Source organism: Klebsiella sp. WP4-W18-ESBL-05, from assembly GCF_014169075.1.
Lineage (GTDB): Bacteria > Pseudomonadota > Gammaproteobacteria > Enterobacterales > Enterobacteriaceae > Kluyvera > Kluyvera ascorbata_B.
Genome location: NZ_AP022057.1, coordinates 1,921,901 through 1,944,201 on the forward strand (window position 1 = coordinate 1,921,901; position 22,301 = coordinate 1,944,201).

A 22,301-nucleotide genomic window follows, 5' to 3' on the forward strand; every position below is an offset into this window, starting at 1 on the left:
AAGGGGCGAAGTGAAACGGTTTTTCAGTCGGGAGCGATCGGTGAGGAAAGGGGGGGCGGGGAGAAATGGCCCGGCGGCGCGACGCTTACCGGGCCTACCATGATGAGGTTAAAAGCCGGGTAAACGTCGCGCCGCTCGGCAGGAGAAACTCAGGCGAGCGCGTTCTCTTCAAGCTGGCGCATAAACTGGCGTACCCAGTCCATGCGTGTTTTACGATCGCCGAGCTCCTGGAAGAACTTCAGACGCGTCGGGCCGTCGAGACGGAAGTGCTGCGGCTGCTTCTGTAGCAGGCCAATCAGCCACGTCGGGTTAACGTGGTTCTTCTCGGCGAACTCGATAACCCCACCTTTCTCGTTGCCCTCCAGCTTGCGAATGCCCAGCTTCTGCGCCTGCTGACGCAGACGGGCAATATCCAGCAGGTTACGCGCGGCGTCCGGCAGCAGGCCGAAGCGATCAATCAGCTCAACCTTGATTTCATCCAGCTCGTTTTCGCCCTTCGCGCTAGCGATACGCTTGTAGAACGACAGGCGCGTGTTGACGTCCGGGATAAAATCGTCCGGCAGCAGCGACGGCATGCGCAGCTCGACTTCGGTTTGCTGGCTGGTTAAATCCTCCAGCGACGGCTCGCGACCTTCTTTGAGCGCATCGACGGCGTTTTCCAGTAGCTCCATATACAGCGAGAAGCCGATGGTCTCCATGGAACCACTTTGGTCTTCGCCGAGCAGTTCGCCCGCACCGCGAATCTCGAGGTCGTGGGTCGCCAGCGCAAAGCCCGCACCGAGGTCTTCCAGTGACGCAATGGCTTCCAGGCGTTTTTGCGCATCGGTGGTCATCGCTTTCGGATGCGGCGTCAGCAGCCAGGCGTAGGCCTGGTGATGCGACCGACCGACGCGGCCGCGCAGTTGGTGTAGCTGCGCTAAGCCGAAGTGGTCCGCTCGCTCGATGATAATGGTGTTGGCGGTCGGAATGTCGATACCGGTTTCGATGATGGTGGTACACACCAGCACGTTGAAACGCTGGTGGTGGAAATCGTTCATCACCCGTTCCAGCTCGCGTTCGCGCATCTGGCCGTGACCGATGGCGATACGCGCTTCGGGCACCAGCTCAGCCAGCCGGTCGGCCGCTTTCTGGATATTCTCGACGTCATTGTACAGATAGTACACCTGGCCGCCGCGCAGGGTTTCACGCAGAATCGCTTCGCGTACGACAAGGCTATCGTACTCGCGCACGAAGGTTTTCACCGCCAGACGTCGGGCGGGTGGGGTGGCAATAATGGACAGATCGCGCATCCCGCTCATCGCCATATTCAGGGTTCGCGGGATCGGGGTGGCGGTCAGGGTCAGTATATCGACGTCGGCACGCATCGCCTTAATGCGCTCTTTATGGCGCACGCCGAAGCGGTGTTCTTCATCGACAATCAACAGGCCCAGGTCGCGCAGCTTGACGTCGCTTTGCAGCAGCTTATGGGTGCCGATGAGAATGTCAATTTTGCCTTCAGCGGCTTCGGCAAGGATCTGTGTTTGCTCTTTGGCGCTGCGAAAACGCGAGAGCATTTCAATACGCACCGGCCAGTTGGCGAAGCGGTCGCGGAAGTTATCGTAGTGCTGCTGAGCCAGCAGGGTGGTCGGTACCAGCACTGCCACCTGCTTGTGGTTCTCTACCGCGAGGAAAGCGGCGCGCATGGCGACTTCGGTTTTACCAAAGCCGACGTCGCCGCACACCAGTCGGTCCATCGCCAGCGGCTGGCACATATCGCTGAGCACGGCGTTAATCGCCTGCGCTTGGTCCGGCGTGGTTTCGAACGGGAAGCTGTCGCAGAACAGCTGGTACTGCTCGCGGTCATGTTTGAAGGCGAAGCCTTCTTTTGCCGCCCGCTGCGCGTAAATATCCAGCAGTTCTGCTGCGACATCGCGCACCTTCTCGGCGGCTTTCTGTCGCGCGCGGGTCCAGGCATCGCCGCCCAGTTTGTGCAACGGTGCGTTCTCTTCGGCCCCACCTGCATAGCGGCTGATCAGATGCAGGGACGACACCGGCACATACAGTTTGGCGTCGTTCGCGTAGGTGAGCATCAGATACTCGGCGGTAATGCCGCCCGCTTCCAGCGTGGTCATTCCGGCATAGCGGCCGACTCCGTGCTCCAGATGCACCACCGGCTGGCCAACGTGCAGCTCCGCCAGGTTACGAATCAGGGTATCCGGGTTGATGGTACGCCGTGCGTCCTGACGACGACGGGCCACGCGCTCGCCCAGCAGATCGCTCTCGCAGACCAGCGCCAGATTGGCCTGAGTGTCGATAAAACCGTGCTCGGCCGCGCCAATCATCAGATAGTGACCTTTGCCGCTGGCCTCATCCAGCCGCTGAATACGCTTAGGCGACAGCTTAATGCGCGCCAGCAGCTCGCCCAGCGCCTCGCGGCGGCCTTCGCTCTCTACCGAGAACACCACTGAGCCGCCAAAGGACTCAATAAATTTGCGCAGGTTATCCAGCGGCGATTTATTCTGCGCCTGCACGGAAAGGTCCGGCAGCGGCTGGAACCCCAGGTTCGTGTGGGCCGCTTTCTCGGCCAGACGGTCGGTCTTCAGCTGGACGCGCGGCCATTTTTTGAGTTCGCTGTTCAGCTCGTCGGTGCGCAGCCAAAGCTGGGCAGGCGGCAGCAGCGGGCGCATCGGGTCAACGCCGCGGCTTTCAAAACGCGCCTGCGCATCGGCCTGGAAACGCGCCGCGCTGGCTTCCAGATCGCCGGTATTGACCAACAGCGTGTTGGCGGGGAAATAGCTAAACAGCGGCGGCAGCGGCTCGCTGAAGAACAGCGGCTGCCAGTATTCGATCCCGGCGGGCAGGGTGCCTTTGCTGACCTGCTGGTAGATATGCTCGGCATCGCGTTTGACATCGAACTTGTCGCGCCACGCGCTGCGGAACAGCTCAATAGCCGCTTTGTCGGTGGGAAATTCGTGCGCGGGCAGCAGGTTGATGGCCTCAACCTCTTCCAGGGTGCGCTGGCTGTCGACGTCAAACACGCGCAGGCTGTCAATTTCATCGTCGAAGAAATCGAGACGATAGGGTCGGTCGCTGCCCATCGGGTAGAGGTCGAGCAGCGCGCCGCGGGTAGCGAATTCGCCGTGTTCCATAACCTGATCAACGTGACGGTAACCCGCGCTGTCTAGCTGGTCGCGCAGGGCGTCGCGCGACAGGCGCTGGCCTTTTTTCATCACCAGCGCGTGGCCGTGCAGGAAGCTGTGCGGGCATACCCGCTGCATCAGCGTGCTGACCGGCACAATCAGTACACCGCGCTGCATGGTCGGCAGCTGGTACAGCGTCGACAGGCGCGAGGAAATAATATCCTGATGCGGCGAGAAGCTATCGTAGGGCAGGGTTTCCCAGTCGGCAAGGTTCATCACCATGCTGTCGGTAAACTGGCCGATTTCATCGTGCAGGCGCAGAGCGTTTTGCATATCCGGGGCGATGAGCACCACCGGCCCCGCGTGGCGTTCGGCAATATCTGCCACCAGCGTCGCACAGGCCGCGCCGGTCAGTTCGCCAAGCTGGCGCTGGTCGCCAGGTTTTGTCGGTAGGGCATAACGAGCAAGTTCAGGCATAGTCAGCGCACGTTCTCCAGAAGGCCGTAATTTCACGGTAATAATATAAATTTGCTGTACTTATTATCCGTGATGGCGGCGGGAGTGCAACCGCTGAAAGTGCGGGGCGTTCGGGTTTCAGATCATTTGCCGTCTCTGCTGGCTGAGCTTGCGGTATTGCTGCGGCGACATGCCGACAAATTTGCTGAAGGTACTGTAAAAACGACTGCTCGAGCGGAACCCGGCGGTCATGGCAACGTCGATAATGGTTTTATCGGTATCGCTGAGCAGCGCGCGCACGTGGTTGATGCGCATGGCGGTAATGTATTGCTTCAGCGTGAGCTGCATGACGCGTTGGAAGATGCCCATTGCGTAGTTAGCGTTAAGCTTCACGTGTTCGGCGACGTCGTTGATCGTCAGCGCCTGATCGTAGTTGTCGGCAATAAAGCCCAGCATCTGGCTGACATAAAACTGCGCGTGGCGCGAGACGCTGTTTTTGTGGGTGCGTGAAGTTTTGTTCAGCAGGATCGGCTGCCAGCCGGAAAGGCTAAAGCGTTTGAGCATCAGGGCGATTTCGTCGATCGCCAGCTGGCGAATTTGCTCGTTGGGGCTGCTGATTTCCTGCTGCCAGCGCATCACTTCAAAAGTGCTGAGCTGCTGGGTAGCCAGTGATTTAATCACCATACCATGCGTCACGTGATTGACCAGTTCCCGGTCCAAAGGCCAGGAGAGAAACAGATGCATAGGCAGGCTGAAAATGGCCATCTGTTTACAGCTACCGGGGCGGGTTAGCTGGTGCGGCGTACAGGCCCAGAACAGGGTGATGTGCCCCTGTTTTATCTGCACCACTTCGTTGTTAATCAGGTATTCCACATCGCCGTCGAACGGGACGTTGACCTCAACCTGCCCGTGCCAGTGGCTGGCGGGCATGGCGTGAGGCGGGCGCAGCTCAACGTCCAGCCGCTGGTATTCGGAGTAAAGCGACAGCGGGCTGCGGGTCTGTTTTTCATCGCCGTTACACATGTGCGGGTCGGGAGGAAGAAAGACTATCGGTTCGCTGCTCATGATTGCTCCATTTCCTGATTTATCAGAATCATGCCATCGCGGTGGCTTTTAAACCGGGAAGCAGGCCGCAAAAGCCACCGTTACTCATAAGAATAGACTCAAAAAAGGGCCGGATACTCTGCTTTTTTGCCTATTTGTTCCCATAAACTCAGATTATTTGCCTTCCCGCAGAGGATCTGAGTTTATGGGAATGCTCATTGTGGAAGGTGGAAGTTTTCTGTACCTGGCGCGTGCCACCATGAAGGTGTCCAATACTGTTCGGGAGAGTCATGATGACAGCACCAAAAATTACCTTTATCGGCGCCGGTTCCACCATTTTTGTTAAGAATATCCTCGGCGACGTGTTTCACCGCGAGGCGCTGAAGTCGGCGCATATCGCGCTGATGGATATCGACGAAACGCGGCTGGAAGAGTCGCATATCGTGGTGCGCAAGCTGATGGATTCCGCCGGTGCATCCGGCCATATTACCTGCCACACCGACCAGCGCGTTGCGCTGCAGGGGGCTGATTTCGTGGTCGTCGCCTTCCAGATTGGCGGCTACGAGCCGTGCACCGTCACCGACTTTGAGGTTTGTAAGCGCCACGGTCTGGAACAGACGATCGCCGATACCCTTGGCCCCGGCGGCATCATGCGCGCGCTGCGTACGATCCCGCATTTGTGGCAGATTTGTGAGGATATGAGCGAACTGTGTCCGGATGCCACCATGCTGAACTACGTCAACCCGATGGCGATGAACACGTGGGCGATGTATGCCCGCTATCCGCATATCAAACAGGTTGGGTTATGTCACTCCGTACAGGGAACGGCGGAAGAGCTGGCGCGTGACCTGGATATCGATCCGGCATTGCTTCGCTATCGCTGCGCCGGAATTAACCATATGGCGTTTTATCTTGAGCTGGAGCGTAAAACGGCCGATGGCCGCTACGTCAATCTGTACCCTGAGCTGCTGGCTGCCTATGAGGCCGGGCAGGCGCCTAAGCCGAATATTCATGGAAATACGCGTTGCCAGAACATCGTGCGCTATGAAATGTTCAAAAAGCTGGGCTACTTCGTCACCGAGTCGTCTGAACACTTTGCGGAATATACCCCGTGGTTTATCAAACCCGGACGGGAAGATCTCATTGCGCGCTACCGCGTTCCGCTGGATGAGTACCCGAAACGCTGCGTTGAGCAGGTGGCGAACTGGCATAAGGAGCTGGAGGAGTACAAACGCGCCGATCGCATTGATATTAAACCGTCGCGCGAGTACGCCAGCACCATTATGAACGCGCTGTGGACCGGTGAGCCCAGCGTCATTTATGGCAACGTGCGCAATGACGGGCTGATTGATAACCTGCCGCAGGGCAGTTGCGTGGAAGTGGCTTGTCTGGTTGATGCTAACGGGATCCAGCCAACCAAAGTCGGGGCGATACCTGCGCACCTGGCGGCGATGATGCAGACCAACATCAACGTGCAGACGCTGCTCACGGAAGCCATTCTGACGGAAAACCGCGATCGTGTTTACCATGCGGCAATGATGGACCCGCATACCGCTGCCGTGCTGGGTATTGAGGAGATTTATGCGCTGGTGGATGACCTGATTGCTGCCCACGGCGACTGGTTGCCAGCCTGGCTGCATCATTAATCAAAATGACACTGCGCCGGGCAATGTATCCGGCGCGTTACCTTTTGCTACTCTACAGAAGGCGGGCGCTGGTAACAGCGACCCGATACCCTATGAGCATCTCTCTGACGACAAAACTGAGTTACGGATTCGGGGCATTTGGTAAGGACTTCGCTATCGGTATTGTGTACATGTACCTGATGTATTACTACACCGATGTTGTGGGGCTGTCGGTGGGCCTCGTGGGCACGCTTTTTCTGGTGGCGCGCATCTGGGACGCGATAAACGACCCGATTATGGGGTGGATTGTCAACGCGACCCGCACGCGATGGGGGAAGTTTAAACCGTGGATTTTTATCGGCACGCTGGCGAACTCGCTGGTACTGTTTTTGCTGTTCAGTGCGCATTTGTTTGAAGGCACCGCGCAGGTGGTTTTTGTCTGCGTCACCTACATTTTGTGGGGCATGACCTACACCATTATGGATATTCCCTTTTGGTCGCTGGTACCGACCATTACGCTTGATAAACGTGAACGCGAGCAGTTGGTGCCATATCCACGCTTTTTCGCTAGCCTGGCCGGGTTCGTCACGGCGGGCATTACGCTGCCGTTTGTGGAATTTGTCGGCGGGGCGGATCGCGGCTTTGGCTTCCAGATGTTTACGCTGGTGTTAATTGCCTTCTTTATCGTCTCCACCCTGGTCACGCTGCGCAATGTCCATGAGGTCTTTTCCTCGGATAGTGACGCCTCTGCCGACGGCGCTCGCCTGACGCTGAAAGGGATTGTTGCGCTGATCTACAAAAACGATCAGCTCTCCTGTCTGCTTGGTATGGCGCTGGCCTATAACATTGCCTCAAACATCATTACCGGCTTTGCGATTTACTATTTCACCTACGTGATTGGCGATGCGGCGCTGTTCCCGTATTACCTGTCCTACGCCGGGGCGGCAAATTTACTGACGCTGATATTGTTCCCGCGGCTGGTGAATGCGCTCTCGCGCCGGGTGCTGTGGGCCGGGGCATCGGTGCTGCCGGTTATCAGCTGCGCGGCGTTATTTGCCATGGCGCTGGCGGGCTATCATAACGGACCGATGATTGTGCTGGCAGGGATCTTCCTTAACGTCGGTACCGCGCTGTTCTGGGTGCTTCAGGTCATTATGGTGGCTGACACCGTCGACTACGGCGAGTATAAGCTCAACGTGCGCTGTGAAAGTATTGCCTATTCGGTACAAACAATGGTGGTAAAAGGCGGCTCGGCGTTTGCCGCATTCTTTATCGCCGTGGTGCTCGGGGTGATTGGCTATACGCCTAACGTGGCGCAGTCGGCGCAAACCATTCAGGGGATGCAGTTCATTATGATTGCGCTGCCGGTGCTGTTTTTCATCGTGACGCTGGTGCTTTATTACCGCTTCTATCGCCTGAATGGCGACATGCTGCGTAAGATTCAAATCCAGCTGCTGGATAAATACCGCAAAGTCCCGCAGCCGACGGTGACCCCGGAGAAACCGGCCATCGCGGTGGCAACGGCACGTGACGTAAAGGCATGAGCATGGAATGGTCGTCATGGATTGGTTATCTGGCCGCCAGCCTCACCACGCTCTCGTTTTTACCGCAGGCGATAAAGGTTATCGCCACGCGCAACACGCAGGGTATTTCCGGGCTGATGTACGTGATGTTTGTCTGCGGGCTGGTGATGTGGCTGGTTTATGGCCTGATGATTGAAGACGCGGCGGTAAGCATGGCGAATTTTCTGACGCTGGTGTTTGCTCTGCCGATTTTAATTATCAAGTTTCGTCGCGGGTAACGTGCGCCGCCATCCGGCCTACAACTCGATCCCGTAGGCCGGATAAGCGCTAACGCCATCCGGCAGATTTCAGTTGGCAACTGTGCCAGCGCGCCAGCAGCAGCACCGTCGTCAATGCGCCCAGCAGCGCACAGAACATGTCCGACTGGGTATCCCACGGGTCACCCTGAGTGCCAAGAAAATCGTCCGCGCCTTGCCCCATCGCCAGCGCCGCCCACCATTCAATCAGCTCGTAGGTGGCGCTGATCGCCAGCGCCACGCAGCACACCAGAAACGCCAGCATTTTTTCACCGCGTACAATGTGCCCGCGCAGCAGAATTTCGCGCGCCGCTAGCGCCGGTACCAGCCCCTGGAAGAAATGGCCGAGTTTGTCGTAGGGATTACGGCTCAGGCTCAGCCACTCCTGCACCTCAAACCCCAGCGGGACTTTCGCATAGGTATACTGGCCGCCGACCATCAAAATGACGGCATGCAGGAAAATCAGCAGATACAGCAGTGGCGTCAGCGGGTAGCGCTTTGCCGTTAACAGCAGCAGCGGGACCACAATTATCACCGGCGTCACCTCCATCAGCCAGGTCACTTTTTCTGCGGCGCTGACGCCGGTATACAGTAAGAACAGGCTCAGCAACAGGGCGCCAGCGGCTAATATCTGTGGGGGAACGGTGCGGATCATCATGAATTCACGGCTAATAAGGGAAAACATCACTATTAACCGTTACGGCGAAAATTTCAACGTTGTCGCCGCCCGGCGGAGAATTGTCAACCTTGCGCTTACGGTTCAGTCATTTACCCATCCTGCTTTCGCTTATATACTCGTGCTTCTGCTATCAGCAACCAGACGGATTACATGTACCAACCTGTCGCACTATTTATCGGCCTGCGCTACATGCGCGGGCGAGCAGCGGACCGCTTTGGTCGCTTTGTTTCCTGGCTGTCAACTATCGGCATTACGCTTGGCGTGATGGCGCTGGTCACCGTACTTTCGGTGATGAACGGCTTTGAACGCGAGCTGCAAAACAACATCCTGGGGCTGATGCCGCAGGCCATTCTGAGCGCCGATCAGGGCTCACTCAATCCGCAAAAAATTCCGCAGGATAGCGTGAAGCTACAGGGCGTGACCCGCGTGGCACCGCTGACGACCGGCGACGTCGTGCTGCAAAGCGCGCGCAGCGTGTCGGTTGGCGTGATGCTGGGCATTGACCCTGCGCAGAAAGATCCGTTGACGCCATATCTGGTGAACGTTAAGCAAACCGACCTGGCGCCGGGCAAATACAACGTGATCCTGGGTGAACAGCTGGCAGGCCAACTGGGCGTGAATCGCGGCGATCAAATCCGCGTGATGGTGCCTTCGGCCAGCCAGTTCACGCCGATGGGGCGTCTGCCGAGTCAGCGTCTGTTCACGGTAATTGGCACCTTTGCGGCGAACAGTGAGGTCGACGGTTACCAGATGCTGGTCAACATTCAGGACGCTTCGCGCCTGATGCTTTACCCGCTGGGCAACATCACCGGCTGGCGTCTGTGGCTGGATAAACCGCTGCAGGTCGACACCCTTAGCCAGCAAACGCTGCCGGCAGGCACCAAATGGCAGGACTGGCGCGAGCGTAAAGGCGAGCTGTTCCAGGCCGTGCGCATGGAAAAAAACATGATGGGCCTGCTGCTCAGCCTGATCGTCGCCGTTGCCGCATTTAACATCATTACCTCGCTGGGGCTGATGGTGATGGAGAAGCAGGGCGAAGTGGCTATTCTGCAAACCCAGGGCCTGACGCCGCGGCAGATCCTTACCGTCTTTATGGTGCAGGGGGCCAGCGCGGGTATTATCGGCGCACTGTTAGGCGCGGTGCTTGGCGTGCTGCTGGCCAGCCAGCTCAATAATTTAATGCCGATTATCGGTGCGTTCCTCGACGGCGCGGCGCTGCCGGTTGCCATCGAGCCGCTGCAGGTTATCGTGATTGCGCTGGTGGCGATGGCCCTGGCGCTGTTGTCAACGCTTTACCCTTCCTGGCGCGCTGCCGCCACCCAACCCGCTGAGGCTTTACGTTATGAATAAGATCCTGTTGCAATGCGACAACCTGTGCAAACGCTATCAGGAAGGCTCGGTGCAGACTGACGTGCTGCACAACGTCAGCTTCAGCGTCGGCGAGGGGGAAATGATGGCGATTGTCGGCACCTCCGGCTCGGGCAAAAGTACGCTGCTGCACCTGCTGGGCGGCCTGGACACGCCGACCAGCGGTGATGTGATTTTCAGCGGCCAGCCGATGAGCAAACTGTCGTCGGCGGCAAAAGCCGAACTGCGCAACCAGAAGCTCGGCTTTATTTACCAGTTCCACCACCTGCTGCCAGACTTCACGGCGCTTGAAAACGTGGCGATGCCGCTGCTGATTGGCAAGAAAAAAGCGGCAGAAATTAACACCCGCGCGCTGGAAATGCTCAATGCGGTCGGCCTGGCGCATCGCGCCAGCCATCGTCCATCGGAGCTGTCCGGCGGCGAACGTCAGCGCGTCGCGATCGCCCGCGCGCTGGTCAATAACCCGCGTCTGGTGCTGGCGGATGAGCCGACCGGCAACCTGGATGCCAAAAATGCCGATAGCATCTTCAAACTGCTTGGCGAACTGAATCAGTCTCAGGGCACCGCTTTTCTCGTCGTGACCCACGATTTGCAGCTGGCGAAACGTATGGGGCGTCAGCTTGAGATGCGCGACGGCCACCTGAGCGACCAACTGACCCTGATGGGAGCGCATTAATGGCTCCTTCGCTGTCGTTACTGATCGGCCTGCGCTTTAGCCGCGGGCGTCGGCGCAGCGGCATGGTGTCGCTGATTTCCGTTATCTCAACCGTTGGCATTGCGCTGGGCGTAGCGGTACTGATCGTCGGGCTAAGCGCGATGAATGGCTTTGAGCGCGAGCTGAACAACCGCATTCTGGCGGTGGTACCGCACGGCGAAATTGAGGCGGTCAACCAGCCGTGGAACCACTGGCAGAGCGTGTTACCGAAAGTTGAAGCGGTGAGGGGCATTGAGGCCGCCGCGCCGTACATCAACTTTACCGGTCTGGTGGAGAGCGGCAGCAATCTGCGCGCGATTCAGGTTAAAGGCGTGGATCCACAGCAGGAAACCCGACTGAGCGCGCTACCGCGCTTTGTGCAGGCCGATGCCTGGGCCAACTTTAAAGCCGGTGAACAGCAAATTATTCTCGGCAAAGGCGTTGCCGATGCGCTAAAGGTCAAAGCCGGTGACTGGGTATCGATAATGATCCCCAACTCCAACCCTGAACACAAGCTGCTGCAGCCAAAACGCGTGCGTCTGCACGTGACCGGCATTCTGCAGCTGAGCGGCCAGCTTGACCATAGCTTCGCCATGATCCCGCTCCAGGATGCTCAGCAGTATCTCGATATGGGCGAGAGCATTTCCGGTATCGCCATCAAAGTGAACGACGTGTTTAACGCCAATAAACTGGTGCGCGACGCGGGCGAGGTGACGAATAACTACGTCTATATCAAAAGCTGGATTGGCACCTACGGCTATATGTACCGCGATATCCAGATGATCCGTGCGATCATGTATCTGGCGATGGTACTCGTGATAGGTGTGGCTTGCTTCAACATCGTGTCGACGTTAGTGATGGCCGTTAAAGATAAAAGTAGCGATATTGCGGTGCTGCGCACACTGGGTGCCAAAGACGGGCTGATTCGCGCAATTTTCGTGTGGTATGGTTTATTGGCCGGTTTGCTGGGCAGCATCTGCGGTGTGGTTATCGGGGTGCTGGCATCCCTGTATCTGACCGGCATTATTAACGTGATTGAAAAACTGATTGGTCACCGATTCTTGTCGGGTGACATTTATTTTATCGACTTCCTGCCGTCTGAACTGCACTGGCTGGATGTCGTTTATGTGCTGGTCACGGCACTGTTGCTGAGTCTGCTGGCAAGCTGGTATCCCGCCCGCCGCGCCAGCCGTATCGACCCTGCGAGGGTGCTGAGTGGCCAGTAATTTGACGTCCTGACCACGCGGCGTTGCTGCTGCGTGCGTCAGTTAGAGGAATTGATCATGATGCATTATGGATTTGACATTGGCGGCAGCAAAATCGCGCTGGGCGTATTTGATTCATCGCGCCAGCTTCAGTGGGAAAAACGCATTCCGACGCCGACAGAGAGCTATGAACGCTTTCTTGAGGCGGTGACCGGCCTGGTGGCGGAGGCTGACGAACGCTTTCACTGCCGGGGCTCTGTCGGTATCGGTATTCCCGGTATGCCGGAAACCGAAGACGGTACGCTGTACGCGGCGAACGTGCCAGCGGCGACCGGACGCCCGCTGCGCGCGGACCTGAGCAGGCTACTGGAACGTGACGTACGGCTCGACAACGACGCCAACTGCTTTGCCATCTCCGAGGCCTGGGACGACGAGTTTACCCAGTACCCGCTGGTGATGGGGCTGATTCTCGGCACCGGCGTGGGTGGCGGCATCGTACAGAACGGTAAATCGATTACCGGGCATAGCTATATCACCGGCGAGTTTGGCCATATTCGTCTGCCGGTCGATGCGCTGGAAGTCGTGGGGCGTGATTTTCCGCTCGTCCGCTGCGGCTGCGGCCAGCTTGGCTGCATTGAAAACTATTTATCCGGTCGCGGGTTTGCCTGGCTGTATAACCATTTTTATCAACAGTCGCTCACTTCACCGGAGATTGTGGCCCTGTGGCAGCAGGGAGATGAAAAGGCGCGTGAACACGTTGAACGCTACCTGGATCTGCTTGCCGTCTGCCTGGGCAATATACTGACCATTGTCGACCCGGATCTGCTGGTGCTCGGCGGTGGGCTATCAAACTTTTCAGCGATCGCCGATGGACTAGCGCACCGCCTACCGCGTCATTTACTGCCTGTAGCCCGCACGCCGCGTATTGAACGCGCGCGCCACGGCGATGCAGGGGGAATGCGCGGCGCTGCGTTCCTTCATCTGACCAACTAACATGGAGTAGATATGCAGTCGCGCCGCTTACATCGATTGAGCCGTTTCCGTCGGAATAAACGTCAACTGCGCCAGCGTCTGCGCCAGCGTATTTTTTTCACGGACAGGGTGATGCCAGAACAGATGGATAAACCAAGAGTACTTGTGCTTACGGGCGCGGGGATTTCGGCAGAGTCGGGTATTCGGACCTTCCGCGCGGCGGATGGCTTATGGGAAGAACACAAGGTTGAGGATGTGGCGACGCCGGAAGGCTACGCGCGCGATCCGCAGCTGGTGCAACATTTCTATAATGCCCGTCGTCGCCAGCTTCAGCAGCCGGAGATTGCGCCCAACGCGGCGCACCTGGCGCTGGCCCGGCTGGAAGCGGCGCTTGGCGAGAACTTTATGCTGGTGACGCAGAACATCGATAACCTGCACGAGCGCGCGGGCAATCACAACGTGCTGCATATGCACGGCGAGCTGCTGAAGGTGCGCTGTACCCAAAGCGGCCAGGTGTTCGACTGGCCGGGGGATTTAACGGTGGAGGACCGCTGCCACTGCTGCCAGTTCCCGGCGCCGCTGCGCCCGCATATCGTCTGGTTTGGCGAGATGCCGTTCGAGATGGACCATATCTATCTTGCGCTGTCGATGGCCGATATTTTTATCGCTATTGGCACTTCTGGCCACGTCTACCCGGCGGCGGGTTTTGTGCACGAGGCGAAGCTGCACGGTGCGCATACCGTTGAGCTGAATCTTGAACCGAGCCAGGTGGGCAGCGAGTTTGAGGAGAAGCATTACGGTCTGGCGAGCGAAGTGGTCCCAGCCTACGTCGACGCGCTGCTGAAATCGCTGTAAACGTTCGGGCGCCCGCGACAACTCGCCGGGCGCCCGAAAATTAACTTTCTGCGTAGTAAAATTCTCCCTCCAGCAGTGATGCGCTGTTCAGGCCGACAAAGACCCTGAACCTGCCGTACTCCAGCCGAACATCGCCTTCGGCATCGTAGAAGCCAAGATCGTGCGGCGTTATCTCAAAGTGAACCACCTGCGTTTCACCCGCGGCGAGCATCACCTGGGTAAAGCCTTTCAGCTGCAGGGCGGGGCGGGCGATGCTGGCGACACAATCATGAAGATACAACTGGAGGGTTTCGAGGCCGTCAACGTCAGACGTATTGTGAGCTGCCACGCTCACCATGACCGTCCCTCCGGGCAGCAGACGGGGCGTCACGTGAAGATCGCTGAGGCGCGTCTCGTGCCACGATAGGCCAAAACCAAAGGGAAACAGCGGCGCGTTCGGGCAGTCCAGATATTTGGACAGAAAGCGCGGGCTATGGTCGGACTGATGCGCCGGTCGGCCGGTATTCAGCGCGTTGTAATAGACCGGCACCTGGCCGTTGGCATAAGGGAAACTCATCGACAGCCGTCCGGAAGGGTTGCGTTTGCCGCTGAGTACATCGACCAGCGCGTGGCTGCCCTCAATGCCGGGGAACCAGGCCTCGACGATGGCGTCAACGTGGTCGACAACGTCGGTCAGCACCAGCGGTCTGCCGTTAAACAGGATCAGCACGGTTTTCTTTGCCACGGCGGCGATCTGCTGAATAAATTCGACCTGGTGGCGGGGCAGATGCAGGTCGGTGCGGCTGGCGGCTTCGCCGCTCTGCATCATATGTTCCCCCATCGCCAGCAGGACCACATCGGCCTGACGCGCGTAGTCCAGCGCGCGCTCAAGCTCCTGTGCTCGCTCGTTATCGGTCAGGCAGCGGGTTTGTTCTACCTGGTGCGTTGCGCCAAATTCGCCGAGAAAACCGTAGTCCAGCAGCAGGTCGCAGCCCGGCGTTACGCACAGGTTGCCGTCGGGGATGGTCTCTTGCAGCGCGGTCTTAAGCGTCGTACAGCGCGATTTCTCGCCGTAAACGGCCCACAGCCCAAAGATATCCGGGTTGTCGGCATAAGGGCCAATCAGCGCAACGCGCGTTGTCGCTGGGTTAAACGGCAGCGTCTGACGATCGTTTTTGAGCACCACCAGCGATTTCCCCGCCGTCTCTCGGGCAAGGCGCAGATGCTCCGGGTGATAGCAGCAGCGCTGCTCGCCCTCGGGGGTGACGCCGCGATACGGATCGTCGAATAACCCCAGCTTCTGCTTCAGCCGCAGCACGCGCAGGACGGCGTCATCCAGCGCGCGTTCGCTGATTTTTCCGGCCGCCAGCAGCGGCTTCAGGCCGTTGGCATAGCAGGCGGTTTTCATGTCGATATCCAGCCCGGCGTTGAACGCGATCGCGCAGGCGTCCTGTTCATCGGCCGCGACGCCGTGCGCAATCAGCTCTTTCACGGCGGCATAGTCGGCAATGGTGATCCCCTGAAACCCCCAGCGCTCGCGCAGCAGGGTTTTCAATAGCCATGGGTTGGCGGTGGCGGGAACGCCGTCAACGGTGTTGAAGGACGTCATCACCATCTCGCAGCCCGCGTCAATGGCGGCCTGGAAGGGCGGGAAATAGTCTTCGAACAGGCTCTGGTGCGACAGCTCGACGGTATTGTAGTCGCGACCGCCGATCGGCGCGCCGTAGCCGGCAAAATGCTTCACGCAGGCGGCCAACCCATGCTGCGTGGGCATATCCTGCTGGAAACCCTCAACGCTGGCGCGCACGTACTGTGTGTTCAGAAACACATCTTCGCCGGTTGACTCCATGCAGCGACCCCAGCGAGCATCGCGCACCAGGTCGGCCATTGGCGCAAAGGTCACATGGCTACCGGCGCTGGCGGCTTCTCTCGCCGCCACGACGCAGCACTGACGGATCAGCGCGGGCGACCAGCTGCAGCCGAGCGCCAGCGGGATCGGGAAGATCGTCCGGTAGCCGTAAATCACGTCGGCCATAAACAGCAGCGGTATCTTTAGCCGACTGTTTTGCAGGTGTTTGCGCTGGATTTCGCGCGTTTTCACCGCACCGGAGACGTTCAGCACCGAACCGACGTTATCCACCACCGCCTGCGCGATACCCAGCTTCGCCTTCGGCCCCACGGTCAGCTGGGGCTCATCAAGGAAAAATTCCCCGGACAGCTGCACCAGCTGGCCTATTTTTTCGTCCAGCGTCATCTGCGCCAGCAGCGCGTGAAGGGAGGTCATTGGGCCTCCTGGTCAGCGTTGCGTTCTGCCGCCAGCGCGGCGCGCTCGGCCATTTTGAACCACGGATACCAGAGCAGCGGCGAAAGAATCAGCTGCAGGAACAGGTGCAGGGCGATAATTGATGTCGCGCCGCCTACCGCAGCGAAGAAGCCGACCGGCAGGCCAAAGAGGGTCTGAGCCCCCACGATTTTGGCCACCAGCCCCAGTTTGATCAGCAGCCACGCAATGACGATGGCGATGGCGTTGTTGGTCACAAACGGCACCATCAGGCGGTAGTTCATCACCAGCGGCGTACCGAAGATCACCGGTTCGGTGATGCCGAACAGCGCGGGCATCAGCGCCAGCCTGCCCATCTGGTTAAACTGTTTGCTTTTTGACAGACACATCAACAGTACCAGCCCCAGCGCCAGCCCGCTCCAGGTCACGATGTTAAAGAACGCCAGCCCGAGCACGTTGGGCATTTCCAGACCGTTACGCCACGCGTCAAGGTTTTCGAGATCCATCGCCAGCCAGATGGGGGTCACCAGCGGCAGCACCACGTTGGTGCCGTGAATACCGAGAAACCACATCAGCTGCATGACCAGCGTGACCAGCAGGAACGCCCAGAGGCTACCGCCCAGCCCTTTCAGCGGTTGCTGGATAAGGGTATAGATGCACTGGTGAATGTTTTCCCACGGTGTTGCCACAAAGAGGCGGTTAATCAGCAGAAACACAATACCCACCAGCACGAACGGAAACAGGCCTTCGAACACCCGGCCAATCATCGGCGGCACGCCTTTTGGCAGACGCAGCGTCCAGCCGCGCTGGATGGTAAAGATAAACAGACGCCCGACGCCCAGGCCAATCAGCATCGCGGAAAAAACACCCTGTACACCGAGCCAGGTCAGGGGAATAGCGGTAATTGCGCCACTTTCGTCCGCCATCGGCGTCACGATTAAAAAGGCCATGACAGCCGCCACGCCGCTCAGCGTACTGTCCGTGTCGACGTTGTACTGCCGGACCAGGTTGCGCGCCATGAAGAACGTAACGTAAATGGCCAGGATGCCTAGCGTGCTGGTCGTGACGTTGTTAAACACCGGCATCATGCTGCTGCTGACAAAAAATTGATGCACGCTGTCGATAGGCAGCACCATCAGGAGCACGCTGAGCGATCCGATGAGCGTAATTGCGACGGTAGAAACCATTGAAATAGAGATGGCCTGTAGCCATGGGCTTTTCCCGAGCCAGACAATAAGAGGATTTATTTTATGAAAGGTTTTTTCTAATTTATTCATGAGGTTAATGATAAGTGGTCAGGTCGTCGGGTATTTTTGTTTTAATTGGCTCGGGATAATGTTAAGTCCATCAATATTTTTCTGCGCTGACGTGTCCATTTACATCGCCAGACAGGAATAGGTAGGCGGGAATGGTGCGTAATCATTATTTATCTTATTGAAATAATGATGAAAAAACGTGTTCCTTAGTGGTGCCTTTGCGTGCTGGCAATCCGGGGAAATCGCGTTATGCTGTTTCTCTGAACCGCAGGGAGGCTGCCATGATTTACCGTTCGGTTGTCCATTTAATAAATGAATATATTGATACGTCGAACCGGCGGGAGGGCGATGCGCTACCGGCGGAAAAATCGCTCGCCGCGCATTTCAAGGTGTCGCGAAATACGCTGCGTAAAGCGCTGGCGGTGCTGGAAGCGGAAGGTATTATTGAAAAACGGCAGGGCGCTGGCAGTATTATTCGCCACAAAAAAACGGTGGCCTGGCTGAATGGATTTATGGGGTTTAGCGAGATTGCCCGCATTCAAGGCAAACCGGCGGTCAGCCGCGTGCTGAGCTTTGAGGTGATCCCGGCAGTGGAGAATATTGCCGGTTGGCTACAGTGTGACCCGGGTGAGCCGTTGTTCCACGTGAAGCGGATTCGCACTATGGATAAAACCCCAATGCAGTTGGAGGAAACCTGGCTGTCGGCGCTGCGTTTTCCTCGTTTGACGCTGGAGCACATGAACCACTCAAAGTTCGACTTCTTCGAACAAGAGTGCGGTATTACCATCGCCGGCTGTTACGAGACGTTTTCTACCACTTTAGCTCGCCGAGACGTGGCGCGGATGCTCAATCTGAGCGAAAAGGACCCGGTGATTCGTATCGAAACGCAGGCCGTGGAACCCTCGGGCAGGCCGCTCGACTATTCGGTACTGTATAACAATAACGATGAATTTCGGGTGCGCTATTTCTACCCGCGGGTGAGGTGAGCGTCGGGACGCACGGTGTCCCGACGCGTGGACGCTTAACGTCCGGCTTTCAGTTTCTGATAATACTGTTCATACAGCGCGCTGGCGTTGCCGACGTCGTTCTGCCACTCGCCTTTCTGAATGGTTTCGGCGTCAGGGTAGAGCGACTTATCGTTGGCCACCTCCGGGCTCAGCAGTTTGCGTGCCGCCAGGTTAGGCGTCGGGTAGCCGATGGTTTCCGCAACCTGTTTTGCCACGTCCGGGCGCAGCAGGAAGTTAATCAGCTTCAGCGCGCCCTCTTTATTTTTGGCATTGGCCGGAATCGACAGGCTGTCCATCCAGAAGATACCGCCTTCTTTCGGCCACACGATTTCCAGCGGCGTGCCCGCCTGGCGAGCCACGAACGCCGAACCGTTCCAGACCATACCGAGGTTAACTTCGCCTTCCATATACGGGTTCGCCGGGTTGTCGGAGTTGAACGCGGCAACGTTCGGCATCAGTTTTTTCAGCTCGTTATAGGCGGCTTCAATCTCTTTCGGATCCGTCGTGTTGCCAGAGTAGCCGAGCTTGCGCAGAGCAACCTGGAACACTTCGCGCGCATCGTCGGTCAGCAGCAGGCTGCTTTTGTATTCCGGCTTCCACAGGTCGGCCCAGCTGGTGACGCTTTTCGGATCGATGGCATCGCTGTTGACGCCGATCGCCGTTGCGCCCCAGATGTACGGAATAGAGTAGTCGTTGTTCGGGTCAAACGGCTTGTTGAGCATCTCTGGGTCAAGATTGCTGAAGTTGCTCAGTTGGGTTTTATCGATCTTCTGAATCATCCCTTCTTTGCGCATTTTGTCGACAAAGTAGGTGGACGGCACCACCAGATCATAGGCACCGTCTTTATAGGTTTTAAGCTTGGCGTACATGGTTTCATTCGACTCGTAGGTCGAATAGATAACCTTGATGCCGGTCTCTTTGGTGAACTGTTCCAGCAGTCCGGGCGGAACGTATTCCGTCCAGTTATAGAAATACAGCGTTTTGCTATCGTCCGCGTGGGCTGCGCTCATGCCGAGCGCTAAAGCACCTGCCGCGAGCAGGTGGCGTGACCATTTCATCATTTTACGTCCCCTGAGTTGTGCGCCTGACCTTCAGGCCCTTGGTTTTATCACGAGCAATCAGCTGGCTGGCAATCACCATGACCAGCGACAGAACCAGCAGAATCGTTGCCAGCGCGTTCACTTCCGGCGACACGCCGACTTTCACCATTGAATAAATCTTCAGCGGCAGAATTTCGTAGCTGGGCCCGGTAACGAACGACGAGACCACGACATCATCCATCGACAGGGTGAAGCTCAGCAGCCAGCCCGCCGCCACCGCCGGCATCGCCAGCGGCAGAATAATTTTCCACAGGATAGTCAGCTCGCTGGCCCCCAGATCTTTTGCCGCCTCCAGCATGCGTACGTCAAAGCCCTTCAGACGGGAGAAGACGGTGACCACCACGAACGGCAGGCAGAAGGTGATGTGGGAGAACAGCAGCGACCAGAAGCCGAGCTGGATCCCAAGCAGCATAAACAGCACCAGCAGCGAGATAGCCATGACGATATCTGGCGACATCATCACCACGAACAGCATGCCGCTGACGAACGGTTTACCGCGGAAGCGATAGCGATACAGCGCCACGGCGGTTAACGAGCCGATGAGCGTGGCGGCGGTCGCGGAGAAAATCGCCATCGTCAGCGAGTGCTGGGCCGCCTGCAGCAGGCTATCGTTGTTCATCAACAGGCTGTACCACTGGGTGGTAAAACCCTGCCAGTTGATCCCGAAACGCGAACTGTTAAACGAGTTCACGATCAAAATGATAATCGGAATATAAAGATACGCATAAATGGCGGTCATAAAGCCGCCGCGCAGCAGTCGACCTATCATTCCAGCTCCACCTTTTTATTGAGCAGGCGCGACGCGCGCCAGTACACCAGCAGCATCAGCCCCATCACCACCGTCAGCGTTATGCTGGTGGCCGCGCCGAACGGCCAGTCGCGAATGTTGAGGAACTGGCTCTTAATGACGTTACCAATCAGCAGGTTTTTCGCCCCGCCCATGAGATCGGAGACGTAGAAGAGGCCCATCGCCGGCAGCATCACCAGCAGACAGCCCGCAATAATACCCGGCATGGTAAGCGGAATAATAATGCGAATGAAGGTTTGCAGCTTGCTGGCGCCAAGGTCTTTAGCGGCTTCCAGCAGCGGTTTATCGAGCTTTTCGATGCTGGAATAGAGCGGCATCACCATAAACGGCAGCAGGATGTACACCAGGCCGATGATCACGGCGCTGGGGGTGAACATAATCCGCATTGGCGTATCAATGATGCCAAGCCACAGCAGAAATTCGTTGAGGTAGCCTTTGGTGCTGAGGAAGATTTTCAGCCCGTAGATGCGAATCAGCGAGTTGGTCCAGAAAGGCACGATCAGCAGAAACAGCAGCAGCGGACGCACTTTCTGTGGCAGCCGGGCCAGGAACCAGGCAAACGGATAGCCCAGTACCAGGCACGCCAGCGTGGCGATGGCCGCCATGTTCAGCGAGTGCAGTAGCACCTGCGCGTAGAGCGGATCGAGCAGACGCGTATAGTTGTCCAGCGTGAACACCATCTGAACAAAGTTGGCATCGTCACGGGTCAGGAAGCTGGTGACGATGATCATCAGGTTGGGCAGGAACACGAACAGCACAAGCCAACCGACAATTGTGGCAATCACCACATTCTGGAATTTACTTGTGCTCTTCATCAGCCAGTACGACCTCCCAGCTTTCGACCCAGTTAATCGCCATTTTCTGGTCCAGCGAGTGGTCAAAGTCCGGATCGTCTTCGTTAAAGAACTCGCTGACCATCACCATCTTGCCGTTTTCCAGCTCAACGACCGACTCCAGCGTCATCCCTTTATAGTTACGTTCACGGATGTAGCCAATCAGTCCTTCCAGTTCATTGCCGTCGTGGATCTCCTCGACGCGCAGATCTTCCGGGCGCAACAGAACGTTGAGCTTTTGTCCCGGAACAACCGGGAAGTTGACGTAGATATTGCATTCACGGCCTTCGACGTTGGCGCGTACCCGCAGATCGTCAAGACGCGCGATCACGGTCGCATCGAACAGGTTGATCTCGCCAATAAAGCCGGCGACAAACAGGTTTTTCGGCTCTTCGTAGATTTCACGCGGCGTACCGTCCTGCTCGATTTTGCCGTCGCGCATGACCACGATACGGTCGGACATCGTCAGCGCTTCTTCCTGATCGTGGGTAACGAACACGAAGGTGATACCGAGCTTACGCTGCAACGCCTTCAGTTCGTTTTGCATCTGTTTGCGCAGCTTGTAGTCAAGCGCAGAGAGCGATTCGTCGAGCAGCAGCAGGCTTGGCTTATTGACTACCGCACGGGCGATGGCGACGCGCTGCTGCTGGCCGCCGGAGAGCTGGTGTGGCTTGCGCTGGGCAAACTCTTCCAGCTGTACCATCCGCAGGGCGTCGTGCACGCGTGGCGCAATTTCGCTCGCCGGCGTTTTCTGCATACGCAGGCCAAACGCGACGTTATCGAAAACGGTCATATGCGGAAACAGCGCGTAGCTCTGAAATACGGTATTAACGTGGCGATCTTCGGCCGGAACGCGGGTGATATCCTGGTTTTCCAGGTGGATCTGCCCTGCGTCAACGCTTTCAAGCCCGGCGATCAGGCGTAGTACGGTCGTTTTGCCGCAGCCAGAAGGGCCAAGCAGCGTGAGGAACTCACCGTTATTGATGGTCAAATCGAGATCCGAAATGACCGTTTTACCATCGAAGTCCTTGCGAATCCCCACCAGTTCGACCAGCGGCGACAGCGAACGCGATTTTGTGTTCAATTTATTACTCTGTCCCATGTAAACGCACCGTGGATACACATCATCTTCGATCGACGGTATCGCTTCCCGATGCGGGGTTTGTGGTTAACCACCTTTAGACGTTTAGAGGTCTGATTC

The 22,301-nt window shown here is 57.5% G+C and carries 18 protein-coding genes; 9 read left to right on the forward strand and 9 right to left on the reverse strand.

Annotated features, from left to right (window positions below; all coding sequences use genetic code 11):
- Window positions 1-149: 149 nt before the first annotated feature.
- Window positions 150-3,596, reverse strand: coding sequence for a transcription-repair coupling factor (gene mfd, locus H7R58_RS09195; protein WP_182929091.1), 3,447 nt, complete (start codon window positions 3,594-3,596; stop codon window positions 150-152).
- Window positions 3,597-3,713: 117 nt separating this feature from the next.
- Entirely contained in the window at window positions 3,714-4,640 is a 927-nt protein-coding gene (melR, locus tag H7R58_RS09200) for a transcriptional regulator MelR (protein ID WP_182929090.1), read from the reverse strand.
- 269 nt (window positions 4,641-4,909) lie between these two features.
- On the opposite strand from melR, the gene melA reads away from it, so the two are divergent.
- The 3 genes from melA to H7R58_RS09215 all read left to right on the forward strand — a co-directional run bounded on the left by melA (window position 4,910) and on the right by H7R58_RS09215 (window position 8,045).
- Entirely contained in the window at window positions 4,910-6,265 is a 1,356-nt protein-coding gene (melA, locus tag H7R58_RS09205; RefSeq protein ID WP_106926361.1) for an alpha-galactosidase, read from the forward strand.
- Between the two features lie 92 nt (window positions 6,266-6,357).
- Window positions 6,358-7,788 (forward strand): melibiose:sodium transporter MelB, encoded by a 1,431-nt coding sequence (gene melB, locus H7R58_RS09210; RefSeq protein ID WP_182929089.1) that lies wholly within the window; start codon window positions 6,358-6,360, stop codon window positions 7,786-7,788.
- A gap of 2 nt (window positions 7,789-7,790) precedes the next feature.
- Window positions 7,791-8,045, forward strand: coding sequence for a SemiSWEET transporter (locus H7R58_RS09215; RefSeq protein WP_106926364.1), 255 nt, complete (start codon window positions 7,791-7,793; stop codon window positions 8,043-8,045).
- Window positions 8,046-8,094: 49 nt separating this feature from the next.
- On the opposite strand, the gene H7R58_RS09220 is transcribed toward H7R58_RS09215, so the two are convergent.
- Window positions 8,095-8,718 (reverse strand): DUF2238 domain-containing protein, encoded by a 624-nt coding sequence (locus tag H7R58_RS09220; RefSeq protein WP_106926609.1) that lies wholly within the window; start codon window positions 8,716-8,718, stop codon window positions 8,095-8,097.
- Between the two features lie 174 nt (window positions 8,719-8,892).
- Between H7R58_RS09220 and lolC the strand changes: the two genes are divergently transcribed.
- Genes lolC through cobB form a run of 5 tightly spaced genes read left to right on the forward strand, consistent with a single transcriptional unit; the run spans window position 8,893 to window position 13,836 of the window.
- Window positions 8,893-10,092, forward strand: a complete 1,200-nt coding sequence (gene lolC, locus H7R58_RS09225; RefSeq protein ID WP_182929088.1) for a lipoprotein-releasing ABC transporter permease subunit LolC — start codon at window positions 8,893-8,895, stop codon at window positions 10,090-10,092.
- Window positions 10,085-10,786, forward strand: a complete 702-nt coding sequence (lolD, locus tag H7R58_RS09230; protein WP_106926368.1) for a lipoprotein-releasing ABC transporter ATP-binding protein LolD — start codon at window positions 10,085-10,087, stop codon at window positions 10,784-10,786. Before lolC ends, lolD begins: the two co-directional genes overlap by 8 nt.
- Window positions 10,786-12,030, forward strand: a complete 1,245-nt coding sequence (lolE, locus tag H7R58_RS09235; protein WP_106926370.1) for a lipoprotein-releasing ABC transporter permease subunit LolE — start codon at window positions 10,786-10,788, stop codon at window positions 12,028-12,030. Before lolD ends, lolE begins: the two co-directional genes overlap by 1 nt.
- Window positions 12,031-12,090: 60 nt before the next feature.
- Complete coding sequence (gene nagK, locus H7R58_RS09240) at window positions 12,091-13,002, forward strand: N-acetylglucosamine kinase (RefSeq protein WP_106926611.1); 912 nt, start codon at window positions 12,091-12,093, stop codon at window positions 13,000-13,002.
- A gap of 12 nt (window positions 13,003-13,014) precedes the next feature.
- Window positions 13,015-13,836, forward strand: a complete 822-nt coding sequence (gene cobB, locus H7R58_RS09245) for a Sir2 family NAD+-dependent deacetylase (RefSeq protein WP_106926372.1) — start codon at window positions 13,015-13,017, stop codon at window positions 13,834-13,836.
- Window positions 13,837-13,876: 40 nt separating this feature from the next.
- Here cobB and bglX read toward each other — a convergent pair whose 3' ends face one another.
- Both bglX and H7R58_RS09255 read right to left on the reverse strand, forming a co-directional pair.
- Window positions 13,877-16,099, reverse strand: coding sequence for a beta-glucosidase BglX (bglX, locus tag H7R58_RS09250; RefSeq protein ID WP_182929087.1), 2,223 nt, complete (start codon window positions 16,097-16,099; stop codon window positions 13,877-13,879).
- Window positions 16,096-17,373 (reverse strand): PTS sugar transporter subunit IIC, encoded by a 1,278-nt coding sequence (locus H7R58_RS09255; protein ID WP_106926376.1) that lies wholly within the window; start codon window positions 17,371-17,373, stop codon window positions 16,096-16,098. The genes bglX and H7R58_RS09255 overlap by 4 nt, the downstream gene beginning before the upstream one ends.
- A gap of 260 nt (window positions 17,374-17,633) precedes the next feature.
- Here H7R58_RS09255 and H7R58_RS09260 point away from each other — a divergent pair, with 260 nt between their 5' ends.
- Window positions 17,634-18,338 (forward strand): GntR family transcriptional regulator, encoded by a 705-nt coding sequence (locus H7R58_RS09260; protein ID WP_106926378.1) that lies wholly within the window; start codon window positions 17,634-17,636, stop codon window positions 18,336-18,338.
- Between the two features lie 35 nt (window positions 18,339-18,373).
- Here H7R58_RS09260 and potD read toward each other — a convergent pair whose 3' ends face one another.
- The 4 genes from potD to potA are packed head-to-tail and all read right to left on the reverse strand — an operon-like array spanning window position 18,374 to window position 22,202.
- Window positions 18,374-19,420 (reverse strand): spermidine/putrescine ABC transporter substrate-binding protein PotD, encoded by a 1,047-nt coding sequence (potD, locus tag H7R58_RS09265; RefSeq protein WP_182929086.1) that lies wholly within the window; start codon window positions 19,418-19,420, stop codon window positions 18,374-18,376.
- Window position 19,421: 1 nt separating this feature from the next.
- Window positions 19,422-20,228: a spermidine/putrescine ABC transporter permease PotC gene (gene potC / locus H7R58_RS09270; protein WP_106926382.1), complete on the reverse strand. Its 807-nt coding sequence runs from the start codon at window positions 20,226-20,228 to the stop codon at window positions 19,422-19,424.
- A complete protein-coding gene (gene potB, locus H7R58_RS09275) occupies window positions 20,225-21,082 on the reverse strand; it encodes a spermidine/putrescine ABC transporter permease PotB (RefSeq protein ID WP_106926384.1) in 858 nt (285 codons plus the stop codon). The genes potC and potB overlap by 4 nt, the downstream gene beginning before the upstream one ends.
- Window positions 21,066-22,202, reverse strand: coding sequence for a spermidine/putrescine ABC transporter ATP-binding protein PotA (gene potA, locus H7R58_RS09280; protein WP_106926386.1), 1,137 nt, complete (start codon window positions 22,200-22,202; stop codon window positions 21,066-21,068). The genes potB and potA overlap by 17 nt, the downstream gene beginning before the upstream one ends.
- Window positions 22,203-22,301 lie beyond the last annotated feature (99 nt).